Raw genomic sequence first — 16,949 nt, forward strand, 5'->3', positions numbered from 1 at the left:
AGCGGCATGCAGCTCGCCGCGGTCGGGTTCGGTACCGACGTCTGGTGGCTGATCCTGCTCAAGGCGGTGCTCATCTTCGCGTTCTGCGTCGTCATGACGCTGTTCGCGATCTGGTGGGAACGCAAGGTCGTGGCCTGGATGCAGATGCGCATCGGGCCCAAGTACACCGGCCCACAGGGCCTGCTCCAGTCCCTCGCGGACGGCGTGAAGCTCGCGCTCAAGGAGGACATCACCGTCAAGGGCGCCGACAAGGCCGTCTACATCATCGCCCCGATCGTGGCGATGGTCCCGGCGTTCATGGCGTTCGCGGTGATCCCCTTCGGGCCCGAGGTCTCGATGTTCGGGCACCGCACCAATCTGCAACTGACCGACCTGCCGGTCGCGGTCCTCTACATCCTCGCGGTCGCGTCCGTGGGCATCTACGGCATCGTGCTCGCGGGCTGGTCCTCCGGCTCGACCTACCCGCTGCTCGGCGGGCTGCGCAGCTCGGCGCAGATGATCTCCTACGAGATCGCGATGGGCCTGTCGTTCGCGGCGGTGTTCCTCTACGCCGGCTCGATGTCCACCTCGGAGATCGTCGCCGCCCAGCAGGACACCTGGTACGCGGTGCTGCTGCCGGTCTCGTTCATCATCTACGTCGTCGCGATGATCGGTGAGACCAACCGGGCGCCGTTCGACCTTCCCGAGGCCGAGGGCGAGCTGGTCGGCGGATTCCACACCGAGTACTCGTCACTGAAGTTCGCGCTGTTCTTCCTCGCCGAGTACGTGAACATGGTGGTGGTCAGCTCGCTGGCGACCACCCTGTTCCTCGGCGGCTACCTCGCGCCGTGGCCGATCACCGCGGTCTGGGACGGCGCCAACTCCGGTTGGTGGCCCTTCCTCTGGTACTTCCTCAAGGTCCAGGCCTTCATCTTCGTGTTCATCTGGCTGCGCGGCACGCTGCCGCGGTTCCGCTACGACCAGTTCATGAAGATCGGCTGGAAGGTGCTGATCCCGCTCTCGTTGGTGTGGCTGATGCTGGTGGCCACCGTGCGTGCGCTCAAGAACGAGGGCTACGAGCAGTCCCGGATCGTGTTGTGGGTCGCGGGCGGCGTGGTCGCCCTGCTCCTGCTGTCGATCCTGTGGGACGCGATCACCCCCGACCGGGACGAGGAGGCGGACGCGAAGGCGGCCGGACCCGAACCGTTCGACCCGATGGCGGGCGGGTTCCCCGTACCGCCGATGCCGGGACAACAACTTCCGCCGGTGCCGCGCCGCAACGTGCGCAAACCCGAGCCGGTCGGTGCGCCGGCCGCGGCGGAGCCCCCGGCCGACCGCACTGAAGGAGAGGCATAGACCCGTGCCCAAGTTCCTCGGACCGGTCGCGGGGTTCGGTGTCACCTTCGCGACGATGTTCAAGAAGGCGAACACCGAGTACTACCCGTACGAGAAGAAGGTCACCGCACCGCGATTCCACGGCCGGCACCAGCTCAACCGGTACGCCGACGGGCTGGAGAAGTGCATCGGCTGCGAACTGTGCGCGTGGGCGTGTCCCGCCGACGCGATCTTCGTGGAGGGTGCCGACAACACCGACGAGGAGCGTTTCTCGCCCGGTGAGCGGTACGGCCGCAACTACCAGATCAACTACCTGCGCTGCATTTTCTGCGGCCTGTGCATCGAGGCGTGCCCGACCCGGGCGCTGACCATGACCAACGAGTTCGAGCTCGCCGACACCAGCCGGGCGAGCCTGATCTTCACCAAGGAACAGCTCCTCGCACCGCTGTACGAGGGCATGGTCCCGGCGCCGCACGAGATGTACCCGGGCACCACCGACACCGACTACTACCTGGGCAAGGTCACCGCGGCCGCGCCCGGCACGGTGACCCAGGAGCCCCGGGAGTCGGCCGAGGAGCACAAGCAGCGGACGGAGGCGGGCCGATGAGTCCCGGAATCGACTTCGCGGCCGAGGTCACCAAGACCTCCACCGGTGAGGCGCTGCAGTTCTGGGTGCTCGCGGTCGTCGCGCTGATCGGTGCCCTGGCCACCGTCTTCATGAAGAAGGCGGTGCACAGCGCGCTCGCGCTGGTGACCACGATGATGTGCCTGGCGATCTTCTACCTGGCCCAGGGCGCGGTGTTCCTGGGCATCGTGCAGATCGTGGTCTACACCGGCGCGATCATGATGTTGTTCCTGTTCGTGCTGATGCTGGTCGGCGTCACCTCGGTGGACTCGCTCAAGGAGACGCTGAAGGGCCAGCGGATCGCCGCGGTCGGGCTGGGCCTGGGCTTCGGCATCCTGCTCGTGGCGGGCATCGCCAACGCGTCGATCACACACTTCACCGCGCTCGCCACCAAGGCGCCGGGCAACCGCCCGGTCTACCCGGCGGAGACGAACGACGAGGCGCTGGCCGCGGCGTCCCAGGGCAACGTGCAGGGTCTGGCACACCAGATCTTCACCAAGTACATCTGGGCCTTCGAGATGACCAGCGCACTGCTGATCACCGCGGCGGTCGGCGCGATGGTGCTCGCGCACCGCGAACGCCTGGTGGCGCGCAAGACCCAGCGCGAGTTGTCCGAGCAGCGGGTGCGCGAGAACAAGCAGGTCACGCCGCTGCCCACGCCCGGGGTGTACGCCCGGCACAACGCCGTGGACGTGCCCGCGCTGCTGCCGGACGGCAGCATCTCGCAACTGTCGATCAACGGCACCCTGCGCGCCCGCGGCCAGATCCGCGACGTCAGCGCCGAGGCGGTGCACAGCGTCGCCGAACTGGAGAGCGCCGGTAGCGACGCCGACGACGAGGCGTGGCCGGACGAGTCGGACGCTCGCTCGTCCGCACCGGTGCCCACCGCCCGGCAGGAACACGACGACGCCGACTCTTCGGCGGGCGACGGCTCGGGCAACGAGGTTGCCGCCGGCGCAGGCTCCAAGGAGGGGCGCCCGTGAACCCGGTGAACTACCTGTACCTGTCCGCGCTGTTGTTCACCATCGGCGCGGCCGGGGTCCTGCTCCGGCGCAACGCGATCGTCGTGTTCATGTGCGTCGAACTGATGCTGAACGCGTGCAACCTCGCGTTCGTCACGTTCGGCCGCATGCACGACAACCTCGACGGCCAGATCATCGCGTTCTTCACGATGGTCGTCGCCGCGTGCGAGGTCGTGGTCGGACTGTCCATCATCATCGCCATCTTCCGCAGCCGCCGGTCGGCCTCGGTCGACGACGCCAGCCTCATGAAGTGGTAGGTCGGAACCGGTGATCGAAACCTCCTCCCTGGCCTCCGGCGTCATGCTCGCCAACGAGGGCGGCGGCGGGCTGCACTCCGTCGCGGCAACCGGCGCCTATTCGGCGATGTGGCTGGTCGTCGGCCTGCCGCTGCTGGGCGCGCTGCTGTTGCTCGTCGGTGGCAAGCGCACCAACGCCTTCGGCCACATCCTCGGCACCGCGATGGCCCTCGGGTCGTTCGTGGTCGGCGTGGTCCTGTTCGTGACCATGCTCGGCAAGGACGACGCGGACCGCTCGGTCGACCAGCACCTGTGGACCTGGGCGCCGGTCAACGAGTTCCAGGCCGACATCGGTCTGCACCTGGACCAGTTGTCCATCGTCTTCGTGTTGCTGATCACCGGTGTGGGCTCGCTGATCCACATCTACTCGATCGGCTACATGGCGCACGACGAGAACCGTCGGCGCTTCTTCGGCTACCTGAACCTGTTCGTCGGCGCGATGCTGCTGCTGGTGCTGGCGAACAACTACCTTCTGCTGTACGCCGGTTGGGAGGGTGTGGGGCTCGCCTCCTACCTGCTGATCGGTTTCTGGCAGCACAAGCCCAGCGCCGCGACCGCCGCCAAGAAGGCGTTCATCATGAACCGCGTCGGCGACTTCGGTCTGGCCGTGGCGATCTTCCTGATGTTCACCACGTTCGGCTCCTTCGACTTCGCCGACGTGCTCGGCGGCAGTGCGAGTGCGAGCGACGGCACGATGACCGCGATCGGCTTGATGTTGCTGCTCGCCGCGTGCGGCAAGTCGGCGCAATTCCCGCTCCAGGCGTGGCTCGGCGACGCGATGGAGGGTCCGACCCCGGTCTCCGCGCTGATCCACGCGGCAACCATGGTCACCGCCGGCGTGTACCTGATCACCCGGTCCGCAGAGATCTTCAACGCCTCACCGGACGCCCAACTCGCGGTCACCATCGTCGGTGCGATCACCGTGCTGTTCGGGGCGATCGTGGGTTGCGCCAAGGACGACATCAAGAAGGCGCTGGCCGCCTCCACGATGAGCCAGATCGGCTACATGATCCTGGCCGCGGGCCTGGGTCCGATCGGCTACGCGTTCGCGATCATGCACCTGGTCACGCACGGCTTCTTCAAGGCCGGGCTGTTCCTGGGCGCGGGTTCGGTCATGCACGGCATGAACGACGAGGTCGACATGCGCCGCTACGGCGGCCTGCGCAAGTACATGCCGATCACCTTCGTCACGTTCGGCCTGGGCTACCTGGCGATCATCGGCTTCCCGCTGCTGTCCGGGTTCTTCTCCAAGGACAAGATCATCGAGGCGGCGTTCGCCAAGGGCGGCACCTCGGGTTGGATCCTGGGCGCGGTCACCCTGCTGGCGGCCGGCCTCACCGCGTATTACATGACGCGCGTGATGTTGATGACCTTCTTCGGCAAGGAACGTTGGAAGGAGGCGCCGGCGGGCGCGCCGGCCGACTGGCACGAGCCGCACCCGCACGAGTCGCCGACCTCGATGACCGGTCCGATGATCCTGCTCGCGTTCGGATCGGTGTTCGCGGGCGGGTTGTTCGTGCTCAACGATTCGTTTGTCAAATGGCTGACGCCCGTCACCGGCTTCTCGCACGGCGATCTGCCGATGAGCGAGTGGGCGGTCACCGGCATGGCGCTCTCGATGGTCGCGCTCGGCTCGGCGGTGGCCTACCTGCAGTACGCCCGTCGGGACGTGCCTGCGGTGGCGCCGGCCGCGAGCCTGGTCACCGTCGCGGCGCGGCGGGACCTGTACCAGGACGCGGTCAACGAGGGCCTGGTGATGCGGCCCGGCCAGTACCTGACCCGCCTGCTCGTGTGGTTCGACAACCGCGGCGTGGACGGATTCGTGGGCGGACTCGCGGCGTTCATCGGCGGCACCTCGGCGCGCGTGCGCAAGGTGCAGACCGGGTTCGTGCGTTCGTACGCGCTGTCCATGTTCGGCGGCACGCTGCTGGTCGTGGCCTGCACGCTGATGGCTCGGATGGCCTGAACATGACCATCCGGACACGACCCCAGCTCGCCCACCCCGTAGGCGCCTTGGCGGAGGGACTTCGATGAACGGCCACTTTCCCTGGCTGACGACGCTCGCGGCGCTGCCGTTCGTCGGCGGGCTGTGCGTCGCCGCCGTGCCGGCCGGCAAGCGCAAGCTCGCCAAGAACGTGGCGTTGTTGTTCAGCCTGCTCACCCTCGCCGTCGCGATCGTGGTGGCGACCAGATTCGACAACGACGGCGACCGGTTCCAGGTCACCGAAAGCTACAGCTGGATCTCCTCGTTCGGCGTGCGCTGGTCGCTGGGCGTGGACGGGATCGGCCTGGTGCTGATCCTGCTCACCGCGGTGCTGATGCCGCTGCTGATCCTGGCCTCGTGGCACGACGCGGACACGGCGCCGGTGAACGCCGACGGATCGGCCGGCACCGGCAAGGCCGCGCCGCGTAGCACGCACGCGTTCTTCGCGCTGATGTTGCTGGTCGAGGCGATGGTCGTGGTGTCCTTCGCGGCCACCGACGTGTTCATGTTCTACGTCTTCTTCGAAGCCATGCTGATCCCGATGTACTTCCTGATCGGTGGCTTCGGCGGCCCGCAACGCTCCTACGCGGCGGTCAAGTTCCTGCTCTACAACCTGCTCGGCGGCCTGGTCATGCTGGCCGCCGTGGTCGGTCTGTACGTGGCCACCGCCAACCAGGGCATCGGCATCGACGGGCACGGCACCTTCGACTTCGTGAAGATCTCGCAGGCCGTGGCCACCGGCCAACTGGACATCGACCCGACCGCGGAGAAGGCGCTGTTCCTGGGCTTCATGTTCGCGTTCGCGGTCAAGGCGCCGCTCTGGCCGTTCCACACCTGGCTGCCGGACACCATGACCGAGGCCACGCCCGGCATCGCGGTGCTGGTCACCGCGATGGTGGACAAGGTCGGCACGTTCGCGATGTTGCGGTTCTGCCTGGAGATCTTCCCCGACGCCTCGAAGTACTTCGCCCCGGCGGTGATCACCCTCGCGGTGATCGGGATCATCTACGGCGCGCTGCTCGCGGTCGGTCAGACCGACATCAAGCGGCTGATCGCGTACACGTCCATCTCGCACTTCGGCTTCATCATCCTGGGCATCTTCGTGATGACCAGTCAGGGTCAGTCGGGCGCCACGTTGTACATGGTCAACCACGGGTTCTCCACCGCGGCCCTGCTGCTGATCGCGGGCTTCCTGATCACCCGCCGCGGCAGCAAGACGATCGCCGACTTCGGTGGCGTGCAAAAGGTCGCCCCGATTCTCGCGGGTACGTTCCTGGTGGCCGGACTCGCGACCCTCTCGATGCCCGGACTCGCCCCGTTCGTGAGCGAGTTCCTGGTGTTGGTGGGCGCGTTCGCGAAGTACAAGGTGGCGGCGATCTTCGCCACCACCGGCATCGTGCTCGCCGCCCTGTACGTGCTGGTGCTGTACCAACGCACGATGACCGGCCCACTGCGGCCGGGCAATGAGAAGCTCCGCGACCTGGTGCCGCGCGAACTGGCGGTCGTGGTACCGCTGATCGCGTTCCTGCTCGTGCTCGGCGTCTACCCGAAGCCGGTGCTCGACGCGGTGAACCCGGCCGTGGACCACACGCTCAGCCGGGTGGAGCAGAAGGACCCGGCGCCCACCAAGCCCATCGAACAGGCCGCGGGCACCGAGGCGCACACCACTGGAGGCTCCAAGTGAGCATGAGCACCGCCGCAACGGCAACGCTCGCCGTGACGAAGGTGGACGCGCCCACCATCGAATACGGCAAGCTCTCGCCGATCCTGATCATCGCCGGCGTCGCGGTGGTGGGCGTGCTGATCGAGGCGTTCCTGCCTCGGCCGGCCCGCTACCGCGCGCAGCTCACGGTGGCCCTGGTCGGCATGATCGGCGCGTTCGGCGCGGTCGTCTGGCTCGCCCGCGACCTGCCGGACGACCACCGGGGCAGCATCACCGCGATGGGCGCGGTCGCCGTGGACGGCCCGTCGTTGTTCCTGCAGGGCACGCTGCTGCTGATCGGCATCGCGTCGGTGCTGCTGATCGGCGAGCGCAGGCTGGAGCCGGCCGGCGGCGACGCGTTCGCCCCGCAGGCCGCGGCGGCGCCGGGCAGTCAGCAGGAGAAGGACGCGACGGCGGCGGGCTGGACGCAGACCGAGGTCTACCCGCTGACCATGTTCTCGCTGGTGGGCATGCTGCTCTTCCCGGCGGCGAACGACCTGTTGATGATGTTCGTCGCGCTCGAGGTGTTGTCCCTGCCGCTCTACCTGCTGTGCGGGCTGGCCCGGCGCAACCGGCTGCTCTCCCAGGAGGCCGCGCTCAAGTACTTCCTGCTCGGCGCGTTCTCCTCGGCGTTCTTCCTGTTCGGCGTGGCCATGCTCTACGGCTACTCGGGCAGCGTCTCGCTGGACAAGATCGGGGTGGCCTCGGCCGGCGCGATGGACAACGACGCGCTGCTGCTGATCGGGCTCGCGATGGTGGCGGTCGGCCTGCTGTTCAAGGTCGGCGCGGTGCCGTTCCACTCCTGGACGCCGGACGTGTACCAGGGCGCGCCGACCCCGATCACCGGGTTCATGGCGGCGGCCACCAAGGTGGCCGCGTTCGGCGCGATGATGCGCTTCTTCTACGTCGCGCTGCCGGGCATGCGCTGGGACTGGCGGCCGGTGATGATCGGCGTCGCGATCGCGACCATGGTCGCCGGCGCGATCATCGCGATCACCCAGACGGACGTGAAGCGACTGCTGGCCTACTCCTCGATCGCCCACGCGGGTTTCATCCTGACCGGAATGATCGCGATGAACGACGCGGGCGTGTCGTCCACGATGTTCTACCTTGTGGCCTATGGGTTCGTCACTCTGGGTGCATTCGCGGTCGTCACTCTGGTGCGCGACGCGCGCGGCGAGGCGACCCACCTGTCCCATTGGGCGGGGCTGGGCAGGCGTTCCCCGCTGGTCGCAGGAGTGTTCGCACTGTTCCTGCTCGCCTTCGCCGGCATCCCGCTGACCAGCGGTTTCGCCGGAAAGTTCGCGGTCTTCCAGGCGGCGGCGCGCGGTGGTGCGGGCAGCCTGGTGGTGGTCGGTGTGCTGTGCAGCGCGGTTGCCGCGTTCTTCTACGTACGGGTGATCGTGTTGATGTTCTTCTCGGAGCCCAAGGTCGACGGTCCGACCGTTGTCGTACCGAGCGTGATGACCACCGCTGCCATCGCGCTGGGGGTAGCCGTTACCGTGGTCCTTGGCATCCTCCCGCAGCCCGTACTGGACCTCGCGGACAAGGCAGCCTTGTTCGTCCATTAGGCAAGACGCAGAGACTCTGCGTGATCGACAGGAGAGAACCGTCATGGCGATCGTGGGGCCCTTCGGGCTGAGCGTCACGGACGAGACTCTCGATGCCGAGATCAGGGCGGGGATGGCCGCCGTGGAGCAGGAGCTCCTGGCGGCCACCAAGAGCGAGTTCCCCTACCTGACGCAGACCTCGCGGCACCTGGTCGAGGCGGGCGGCAAGCGGTTCCGGCCGCTGCTGGTGCTGCTGGCCGCCCAATTCGGCGACTGGCAGGCGCCGGGCGTGGTGCCGGCGGCGGTGGTGTGCGAACTGACCCACCTGGCCACGCTGTACCACGACGACGTGATGGACGAGGCACTGCTGCGGCGCGGCGCGCCCAGCGCCAACTCCCGCTGGGACAACTCGGTCGCGATCCTGACCGGCGACTTCCTGTTCGCCCGGGCCTCGGAGATCGTCGCCGACCTGGGCAACGAGGCGGTGCGGATCCAGGCGCGGGCGTTCGCCCGGCTGGTGACCGGCCAGATTCGCGAGACGGTCGGTCCGCGCCCGGGCGACGACCCGGTCGAGCACTACCTGTCGGTGATGGCGGACAAGACCGGCTCGCTGATCGCGGCGTCGGGCCAGTTCGGTGCGATGTTCGCGGGCGCGGACGAGCACGTGGTGGACATCCTGACCCGGTACGGCGAGCGGTTCGGCGTCGCGTTCCAACTCGCGGACGACGTGCTCGACATCGCCAGCGAGGCGACCGAGTCGGGCAAGACCCCGGGCACCGACCTGCGCGAGGGAGTGCCGACGCTGCCGGTGCTGCACCTGCGGGCGGGGGTGACCGGTTCGTCGCCGGCGGCCGATCGGCACCTGCTCGCGCTGCTGGACGGACCGATCACCGACGACGCCGAGCACGCGGAGGCCCTCGGGCTGTTGCGTGCCCACCCGGCGCTCGCGAAGGCCCGTGAGGACACCCGGCGTTATGCCGAGGCGGCGCGCGAGGTGCTGGCGCCGCTGCCCGAATGCAGCGCCAAGCGGGCCCTGTCGTCGCTGTGCGAGCTGGTCGTCGAGCGCAGCGCGTAGTTCGTCCCGCCGGCCCGCCCGTGGATCACGCGGGCGGGCCGCGGTCTGCCCAGGGAGTGCTCGGCGGCTGCTCCCCCGGGAGTAGCGCGTGGGGTGCCATGTCACCATCAAGTCCTGTGCCCGAGGGTCCCGCACGTCTTGAGGGTGACGTTTTGCAGTGACGTACGGCCGACGCCGATGGCCCGGTGCCGATGATCCCCTTGTGGTGTCGCATTCGACATCGAATCAGGGGGCAATCTCCATGACTCGCACCACCCGCCGATCCGTTCCGTGGCGCTTCGCGGTACCGGCCGCGATCGCCGCCGCGACCGTCGGTGCCGTGACGTTCGGCCCGAGCGCGTTCGCCGACGACTCGCATCCGGGACTACCGGACCGGACCGCCGAGCAACTCGTCGCCGAGGTCGCCGCAGCCCGGACCGACGCGCTCACCGGCACCGTCCGCATCGACAGCGACCTGGGCCTGCCCACGCTGCCCGGCAAGGCCGGCGGCAACGGCCCGCAGGCGCTGTTGTCCGGCACCAACAAGCTCCAGGTGGCCCTGGACGGCCCGGACCGGCAGCGGATCGGTCTGATGTCCGATCTGGCCGAGTACAACGTCATCCACAACGGCCGCGACGTGTGGACCTACGACAGCCGCACGCACGCGGTGACGCACGGCACCTTCGACGGGGGCCGCTCCGACGTCGCGTCGCTGGTGCCGACCACGCCGCAGGACGCGGCCCGGCAACTGCTCGACCTGGTCGGCCCGACCACCGACGTCCGGGTCGAGGGGACCGGTCGGGTCGCCGGGCACGACGTGTACAAGCTGCGCTTCGCGCCCAGGAGCCAGGGCAGTCTGATCGCCGCCGCGACGGTGTTCGTGGACGCGAAGACCGGGGTGCCGCTGCGGGTGACCGTGGACTCCGTCAAGGGCGGCAAGCCCGCGATCGACATCGGCTTCGAGCAGGTCTCGTACGACAAGCCCGCGGCCGGCACCTTCGACTTCAAGCCGCCGGCCGGCGCCCGGGTCGAGGAGGTCAAGCCGAACGAGGTGCGGCCGGCGCTGCCGGACACGCCGGACGCACCCGGCAAGTCCGCGGCGCCGACCGGGGGGCACGTCGAGCCGGGGCTGCTGGGCGAGGGCTGGTCGACCGTGGTCGAGCTGCCCGCGGGCGGCGACGCCAAGGAAGCCGCCCGGCTGATGGGCAAGCTGGGCAAGCCGGTTCCGGGCGGGACGTTGATCGACACCCGCCTGCTGAACGTGTTGCGCACCGACTCGGGCCGGGTCTTCGCCGGCGCGGTCGACGCGGACACGCTGCAGCGGATCGCGGCACAGCGATGACCGCGTCCACGGCGGTCGGTACCGCCGCGATCCGTACCGAGGGGCTGTCCAAGCGCTACGGCCGGGACCGGCTCGCCGTGGACGGACTCGACCTGATCGTGCCGGCCGGTTCCGTCTTCGGGTTCCTCGGGCCCAACGGTTCCGGGAAGACCACGACCATCCGGATGTTGCTCGGCCTGATCCGGCCGAGCAGCGGTTCGGTCACCCTGCTCGACGGCCCCATGCCCGGGGCCGTCGGGCAGGTGTTGCCCAGGGTCGGCGCGCTGATCGAAGGCCCGGCCCACTACGGCTTCCTGACGGGGCGACAGAACCTGGACCGACTGGACGCCGCCGACCCCACCTCGGACCCGCGCACCCGCGACGCCCGGGTGGACGAGGCACTGGCCAAGGTCGGCCTGACGGCGGTGGCCGGGCGCAAGGCGCGGGCCTACTCGCTGGGCATGAAGCAGCGGCTGGGCATCGCGTCCGCGCTGCTGCGTCCGCGCGACCTGCTGGTGCTCGACGAGCCGACCAACGGCCTGGACCCGCAGGGCATGCGCGAGATCCGGACGCTGATCCGGGGCTTGGCCGCGGACGGCACGACGGTGTTCCTGTCCTCGCACCTGCTGGACGAGATCGAGCAGGTGTGCACGGATGTCGCGGTGATGAGCCACGGCAAGCTGATCACCCAGGGCACGGTGGAATCCCTGCGCGCCGGCACCCGGGCCCGGTTGGTCGTCACGACTCCCGACGCGGAGGCGGCGGTCGTGGTGCTGGACAGGCTCGGCGCGACCGACATCGTCACCACCCGCGACGGTGTCGAGGCCGACCCGGCGCCGTTGGAGCCGGACGAGGTCTGCGCGGCGCTGGTCCGCGCCGACGTGCGGGTGCGTTCGTTCACTCTGGCGCGACCGTCCCTGGAGGACGCGTTCGTCGCCCTGACCGGAGAAGGCTTCGATGTCACCGACTGACGCACTGCCCAAGACGGGTGTCCTGTCGCCCGCGTTCCGGTACGCGGCGGGCACCGAGGCGTTCGGGTCCGAGCGGTTGCCGAGGCTGCACGGGTTGATGCGCAGCGAGCTGCGGTTGGTCTTCCTGCGTCCGCGCACGGCCGCGATGTTGGGCTTCCTGGCCTTCGTACCGGTCATGCTCGGGGTCGCGCTGCGCTACTTCCACGACGGCGGCTCCTCGGGCGGCAACGGTGGCGGGACGGTGGACTTCGTGAACCAGGTCACCGGCAACGGGCTGTTCCTGGTCTTCGCGTCGCTGGCCGCCGCGCTGCCGTTCTTCCTGCCGATGACGGTCGGCGTGGTGGCGGGCGACTCGATCGCGGGCGAGGCGCACGCCGGGACGCTGCGCTATCTGCTGGTCGCGCCGGCCGGGCGGACCCGGTTGTTGTCGGTGAAGTTCGCCGGGGTGTTGGCGTTCTGCCTGGCCGCGACGCTCACGGTGGCGCTGTCCGCGTTGGTGGTGGGCGCGGCGCTGTTTCCGATGGGCGATGTGCCGCTGTTGACCGGCGACACCATCTCGATGGGCGAGGCGTCCTGGCGGGCGGTGTTGATCGCGCTGTGTGTGGCGGCCTCGCTGGTGGGCCTCGCGGCGATCGGGCTGTTCGTGTCGACGCTGACCACGGTGCCGGTGGCGGCGATGGCGACCACGGTCGGCGTGGTGATCGTGACCGCGATCCTGACCGGCATCCCGCAGTTGTCGGCGATCCATCCGTGGTTGTTCACCGACGGCTGGATGAGCTTCGGCGACCTGTTGCGCAATCCGATCCCGACCGACGAGATCGTCCGCAACCTCGGCATCCAGGCGGCCTATACGGCGATCTTCGGTGCGGCGGCCTGGGCGCGGATGACCGAGCGCGACATCACCACGTGAGCGGGACGGGGCCGGCCGCGGTCGCGGCCGGCGACTCGTCCGGGTGAATGTCCGGTTGCCTCGGGGGCCCGGTGTGCATGTACGCCGATATGAGGATGCGCGCGGCGATCGCGATGGTGTCGGTGGCTGCGGCCGCGTTGTTCGGGTCGGTGCCCGCGAGGGCGGCATCGACCGACGCCGCGCCGGCGGAGCTCTATTCGTACCTGGTGTTGACCCCCTCGGTCGGGACGGCGCAGACGGTGCTCGCCGAGTCGGCGGTGCGGCGGGCCGGCGGCGTGGTGGTGTACGCGTACGGGCCGGTCGGCGTGGTGGTGGCACACGGTGGGCCGGGGTTCGCGGCGGCGGTGCGGGGGCGGCCCGGGGTGGCGCGGGTGGGGGCCACGCGCACGGTGCCGTTGCGGGGGCGCGCGCGCGGGCGGGCGCCGGAGCGGGTGGGGGCGGCCGGGCTGCCGGCGGTGGGGTCCGGAGGGGCCGTTGCGGATCCGGCCGAGGCGGCGCAGTGGAATCTGGCGATGGTGCACGCGTACGAGGCGCAACGGATCACCGAGGGCAGCGCGGACGTGGTGGTCGCGGTGGCCGATGCGGGCGTGGACGACCGGCATCCGGACCTGGCGCCGAACTTCGCCGCCGAACTGTCCGCGGACTGCTCGACGGGTCGGCCGATCCGGGCGGACGCGGCGTGGCGGGCGCCGCGCTCGGATCACGGCACCCACGTGGCCGGCACCATCGCGGCGGCGCGCGACGGGCACGGGGTGCTGGGGGTGGCGCCGGGGGTGCGGATCGCGGCGCTGCGGCTGGGCGACGCGGACGCGCTGTTCCACGGCGAGGCGAGCGTGTGCGGATTCGTCTGGTTGGCCGAGCACGCGGATCAGGGGCTGCGGATCGCCAACCACAGCTACTACAACGACCCGTGGTGGCTGCTGTGTCCGGACGACGAGGACCAGGCGGTGATCCACGAGGCGGTGCGTCGGGCGGCGGCGTACGCGGCGGACCGGGGCGTGTTGTCGATCGCGGCGGCGGGCAACGACGCCTACGACCTCGCGCACAAGACGGTGGATCCGCGCAGCCCGAACGACGCGGCCACCCGGCCGGCGCGACCGAGGCCGGTGAACGACGAGTGCCGCCAGTTGCCCGCCGAGCTTCCGGGGGTGATCACGGTCGCCGCGGTGGGTGCGAACGGACTACGGGCCGGCTATTCGAACACGGGCCTGGGTGTGCTGGATCTGGCCGGGCCCGGTGGCGATGGCGCGGCGGGTGGCGAGGGGGTGTTGTCCACGTCGGGCGACGGCGGCTGGGCGCGGAAGCAGGGCACGTCGATGGCGGCGCCGGCGGTGACCGGGGTGGCCGCGCTGATCGCCTCGATGCATCCGACGTGGGGGCCGGCCGCGATCACCGCCCGGTTGTACGCGACGGCGGGCAGGCCGGAGTGCGTGGCGCCGTGCGTCCCGGCGGGCGACGTCGACTCGTTTCACGGCCACGGTCTGGTGAACGCGTTGCGGGCGGTGCGGTCGTCGAGCGGACCGGCCGGGCGCGGGTGAGGCCCGTCGGTCATACTCCGGCCCATGAAAATCGCACGCTCGTTGGCCCTGCTGGTCGGCGCGCTCACGCTGATCACCGCATGTACCTCGGACAAGTCCTCGTCGTCGAACCCGGCCGGCCCGAAAAGCACGCCGCCCTCGGCCGCACCGCCGTCGGCCGGGTCCGCCGCCCCTGCCGCCCCCGCCGAGGCGACGGAAGCCGCGTCCGCCACGCCGATCATCGCCGTCGACCCGAACAACCCGAATCGGCCGAACCTGCCCGACCTCCAGGCACGTTGGTGGGCCTGGGCGGCCAAGAGCACGAGCGGCACGAATCCGCTCGCCGATCGCAACGGCGAGCAGTGCGACCGCAACCAGGCGACCACCGCGTGGTACCTCGCGGGCAGCTCCGAGGGCCCGGCGATCCGGCGTTGCCGGATGGTCACCCGGGCACCCGTCGCGTTCCCGGTGGTGAACCTGAAGGGCACCCAGGCGGAGTGTGCGCGGTTCATGGCCGACGCCAAGGGCTCGGTCGAGTTGGACGGCAAGCAGATCCGGCCGGACCGGTTCGACGCCGCGCCGATCCGCTTCACCGGGGTCGAGGGCAATGCGGTCACCGGCAACGCCGAGGAGGTGAACACCTACGCGTGCGGCCTGTGGGTGCAGTTGGCCCCGCTCGGCGAGGGCACCCACACGCTCGCCGTCCGCGGCTCCGCGGGCACGGTGACCACCGTGGTGGACTACACCCTGAACGTCACGGCGCGCTGACCGGCGGTCGGTGGGCGCGCAGGGCGGTGACGTGCGTGTCACGGGAGACCGGGCCACCGAAGCGTAGTCGGTCGTAGGCGGTGAACTCCGGCTCCAATAGGTCGAGTTCGTCGACCAGCGCAGCCAGGGTCGCGGTCGACGTCGGGGAGTCCCGGTCGGCCGCGGCCAGGGCGGCGTCGATCGCGGCGACCAGGTCGCCCTTGCGGCGGATGGTGGTCGGCGACACCGCGTGCAGGCAGACGTATTGGCCGCTGAGGTAGGCGTGCCACTCCTCCTCGCCCTCGGCCGGATCGTCCCAGTGCCGGAGGAACCAGGCCCGCAGCCGATCCGTGCCGCCGGCCGCGTCGGCGAGGGCGAACAGGTCGGCGGGCACCATCTCGGCGCCGTCCGAGCGCAGATACCCGGGCAACGGCAGCAGCCGGGCGAGCATCAGCTCGCGCACCTCGTCCGGAGCACGTCCGAGTCTGCGGCACAGCGCGCCCAACTCGACGAACTGCCGATCCACGTACGCGTCGTCCGCCGCCGTCATCGGGTGATCCCCGTTGACCTCCCGAAACCGCACGGCCACGGCCCGCGCAGCCGCCGATCGCCGATCGCCTGGCCCCACCATCGCCCCGCCTCCACTTCGTCCACGAACACCCACTCCTCGGAAGCTAGTCCGCCGATTTTTCGGCGCCCGCCGAACGATCCGCGTGCTACCGGGGGCCGGCCTGCCAAGGTGGTGGGATGACTGCTCCCCTGCGCGACTACGGGTATGTCGGACCGGCGGACATCCGAGCCGAGGCCGTGCGGGCCGACACCGAGGGCCGGCCGATGCGCTCGGCGGCGGACTTCGCGGCCTGGGTCCAGGCGCAGGAACACGACGAGCCCTTCACGTATGTGGTCGGACTCGACGGGGTGTTGCGGCTCGCGCCGCGGCGCGGTGAGCATGTCGCCTGCGCGGCCGGCGAGCGGGTGCTCGCCGCGGGCGAGGTGGCGTTCGCGATCGAGGACGGAGGGTGGGCGGTGGTCGAGATCGGCAACCAGTCGACCGGCTACTGCCCGGAGCCGCGCTCGTGGCCGGCGGTCGCGGCGGCGCTCGCCCGGATCGGGGTGGCCGGCCCCGAGGGGTTCACCCACGAGTTCGTCTTCCGGCGGTGTCCGGATTGCGGGGAACGCAACGTGGTCAAGGAGGGCGACTTCGTGTGCGCGTGTTGTGCGGCCGAGCTGCCGGCGGATTGGAACTTCGAGTGAACGCCCAGGTCACGGGCGTGCGCTGACAGCTCGGCGGGCGTCGGGGTGGGCGCTGACAGCGGGGTGTGGCGGTGGTCAGCGCGCTGTGCGGGAGTTGCCGGCGGTGCGGCGGATGCTCTACGACATGGACACCACGAGCAGCACCACCGCCAAGACCCCCCAAGTGATCGGCTCCTTCGTCCGCTTCGTCGTCTTCGGCGGCGGTGTCGGCCTCGCGAGCAGCGTGACCCTGATCCTGCTCTGCGGCCACCTGCCGTTCGCCGCGGCCAACGCGCTGGTGACCGTCGGCTCGACGCTGATCGCGACCGAGTTGCACAGCCGATTCACCTTCGGCCGGGACAAGCCCGGCACGAGCGACCACGTCAAGGCGGCGCTGACGGTACTGGTCTGCTACCTGTTCACCACGGCCGCGATGCTGACCCTGCAGGCGATCCAGCCGCAGGCCGGCGTGCTGGTGCGGCAGGCGGTCTACCTCTCCGCCTCCGGCCTGGCCGGCATCGGCCGGTTCGCCTTCATGCGACTGGTGATCTTCGCGAAGAAGAGCCCGACCGGCCCGAAGGCCACGCCGCGTGTGCTCGCCCGGGAAGCGGTGGCGACGGCGGCCTGACCGGCGGCGCCCGGACGGCGACCGCGACGACCGACGGGTCGGCTCGCGGGGAACGGCGACTGTGTCCCGCCGACT

General features: G+C 70.1%; 16 protein-coding genes. 15 read left to right on the plus strand and 1 reads right to left on the minus strand.

Annotated features, from left to right (window positions below; all coding sequences use genetic code 11):
- Window positions 1–6 precede the first annotated feature (6 nt).
- From nuoH to ABZ374_RS09320, 13 genes are all read left to right on the plus strand, one after another.
- Window positions 7–1,335, plus strand: coding sequence for an NADH-quinone oxidoreductase subunit NuoH (gene nuoH / locus ABZ374_RS09260; protein ID WP_360308890.1), 1,329 nt, complete (start codon window positions 7–9; stop codon window positions 1,333–1,335).
- Window positions 1,336–1,339: 4 nt separating this feature from the next.
- Window positions 1,340–1,921 carry an NADH-quinone oxidoreductase subunit NuoI gene (gene nuoI, locus ABZ374_RS09265; protein ID WP_360308572.1) on the plus strand — a complete coding sequence of 194 codons (582 nt, stop codon included), beginning with the start codon at window positions 1,340–1,342 and terminating at the stop codon, window positions 1,919–1,921.
- The gene (locus ABZ374_RS09270) at window positions 1,918–2,922 is read left to right on the plus strand and encodes an NADH-quinone oxidoreductase subunit J (RefSeq protein ID WP_360308575.1); all 1,005 of its coding nucleotides are present in this window, start codon (window positions 1,918–1,920) and stop codon (window positions 2,920–2,922) included. The genes nuoI and ABZ374_RS09270 overlap by 4 nt, the downstream gene beginning before the upstream one ends.
- Window positions 2,919–3,218 carry an NADH-quinone oxidoreductase subunit NuoK gene (gene nuoK / locus ABZ374_RS09275; protein ID WP_020549317.1) on the plus strand — a complete coding sequence of 100 codons (300 nt, stop codon included), beginning with the start codon at window positions 2,919–2,921 and terminating at the stop codon, window positions 3,216–3,218. The genes ABZ374_RS09270 and nuoK overlap by 4 nt, the downstream gene beginning before the upstream one ends.
- A 106-nt stretch (window positions 3,219–3,324) precedes the next feature.
- Entirely contained in the window at window positions 3,325–5,223 is a 1,899-nt protein-coding gene (gene nuoL / locus ABZ374_RS09280) for an NADH-quinone oxidoreductase subunit L (protein WP_360308893.1), read from the plus strand.
- Window positions 5,224–5,287: 64 nt separating this feature from the next.
- On the plus strand, window positions 5,288–6,925 hold the full coding sequence (locus tag ABZ374_RS09285) for an NADH-quinone oxidoreductase subunit M (protein ID WP_360308578.1): 1,638 nt from the start codon (window positions 5,288–5,290) through the stop codon (window positions 6,923–6,925).
- Window positions 6,926–6,927: 2 nt separating this feature from the next.
- Window positions 6,928–8,514, plus strand: coding sequence for an NADH-quinone oxidoreductase subunit NuoN (gene nuoN, locus ABZ374_RS09290; protein WP_360308581.1), 1,587 nt, complete (start codon window positions 6,928–6,930; stop codon window positions 8,512–8,514).
- A gap of 43 nt (window positions 8,515–8,557) precedes the next feature.
- Window positions 8,558–9,568, plus strand: coding sequence for a polyprenyl synthetase family protein (locus tag ABZ374_RS09295; protein WP_360308584.1), 1,011 nt, complete (start codon window positions 8,558–8,560; stop codon window positions 9,566–9,568).
- Between the two features lie 241 nt (window positions 9,569–9,809).
- Window positions 9,810–10,889 (plus strand): DUF2092 domain-containing protein, encoded by a 1,080-nt coding sequence (locus tag ABZ374_RS09300; RefSeq protein WP_360308587.1) that lies wholly within the window; start codon window positions 9,810–9,812, stop codon window positions 10,887–10,889.
- Complete coding sequence (locus ABZ374_RS09305; RefSeq protein WP_360308590.1) at window positions 10,886–11,839, plus strand: ABC transporter ATP-binding protein; 954 nt, start codon at window positions 10,886–10,888, stop codon at window positions 11,837–11,839. The genes ABZ374_RS09300 and ABZ374_RS09305 overlap by 4 nt, the downstream gene beginning before the upstream one ends.
- Entirely contained in the window at window positions 11,826–12,749 is a 924-nt protein-coding gene (locus ABZ374_RS09310) for an ABC transporter permease (RefSeq protein ID WP_360308593.1), read from the plus strand. The genes ABZ374_RS09305 and ABZ374_RS09310 overlap by 14 nt, the downstream gene beginning before the upstream one ends.
- 95 nt (window positions 12,750–12,844) lie before the next feature.
- Window positions 12,845–14,287, plus strand: coding sequence for a S8 family serine peptidase (locus ABZ374_RS09315; RefSeq protein ID WP_360308596.1), 1,443 nt, complete (start codon window positions 12,845–12,847; stop codon window positions 14,285–14,287).
- Window positions 14,288–14,311: 24 nt separating this feature from the next.
- Window positions 14,312–15,034, plus strand: a complete 723-nt coding sequence (locus tag ABZ374_RS09320; RefSeq protein WP_360308599.1) for a signal protein — start codon at window positions 14,312–14,314, stop codon at window positions 15,032–15,034.
- On the opposite strand, the gene ABZ374_RS09325 is transcribed toward ABZ374_RS09320, so the two are convergent.
- Window positions 15,021–15,563, minus strand: coding sequence for a DUF6058 family natural product biosynthesis protein (locus ABZ374_RS09325; RefSeq protein WP_360308602.1), 543 nt, complete (start codon window positions 15,561–15,563; stop codon window positions 15,021–15,023). The genes ABZ374_RS09320 and ABZ374_RS09325 overlap by 14 nt on opposite strands.
- A gap of 197 nt (window positions 15,564–15,760) precedes the next feature.
- Between ABZ374_RS09325 and ABZ374_RS09330 the strand changes: the two genes are divergently transcribed.
- Together ABZ374_RS09330 and ABZ374_RS09335 are read left to right on the plus strand one after the other, a co-directional pair.
- Entirely contained in the window at window positions 15,761–16,267 is a 507-nt protein-coding gene (locus ABZ374_RS09330) for a hypothetical protein (protein WP_360308605.1), read from the plus strand.
- A gap of 124 nt (window positions 16,268–16,391) precedes the next feature.
- The gene (locus ABZ374_RS09335) at window positions 16,392–16,874 is read left to right on the plus strand and encodes a hypothetical protein (RefSeq protein WP_360308608.1); all 483 of its coding nucleotides are present in this window, start codon (window positions 16,392–16,394) and stop codon (window positions 16,872–16,874) included.
- The last annotated feature ends 75 nt before the right edge of the window (window positions 16,875–16,949 follow it).

The sequence above is a fragment of the Embleya sp. NPDC005971 genome, assembly GCF_040629175.1.
In the GTDB taxonomy this organism is placed as follows: domain Bacteria; phylum Actinomycetota; class Actinomycetes; order Streptomycetales; family Streptomycetaceae; genus Embleya.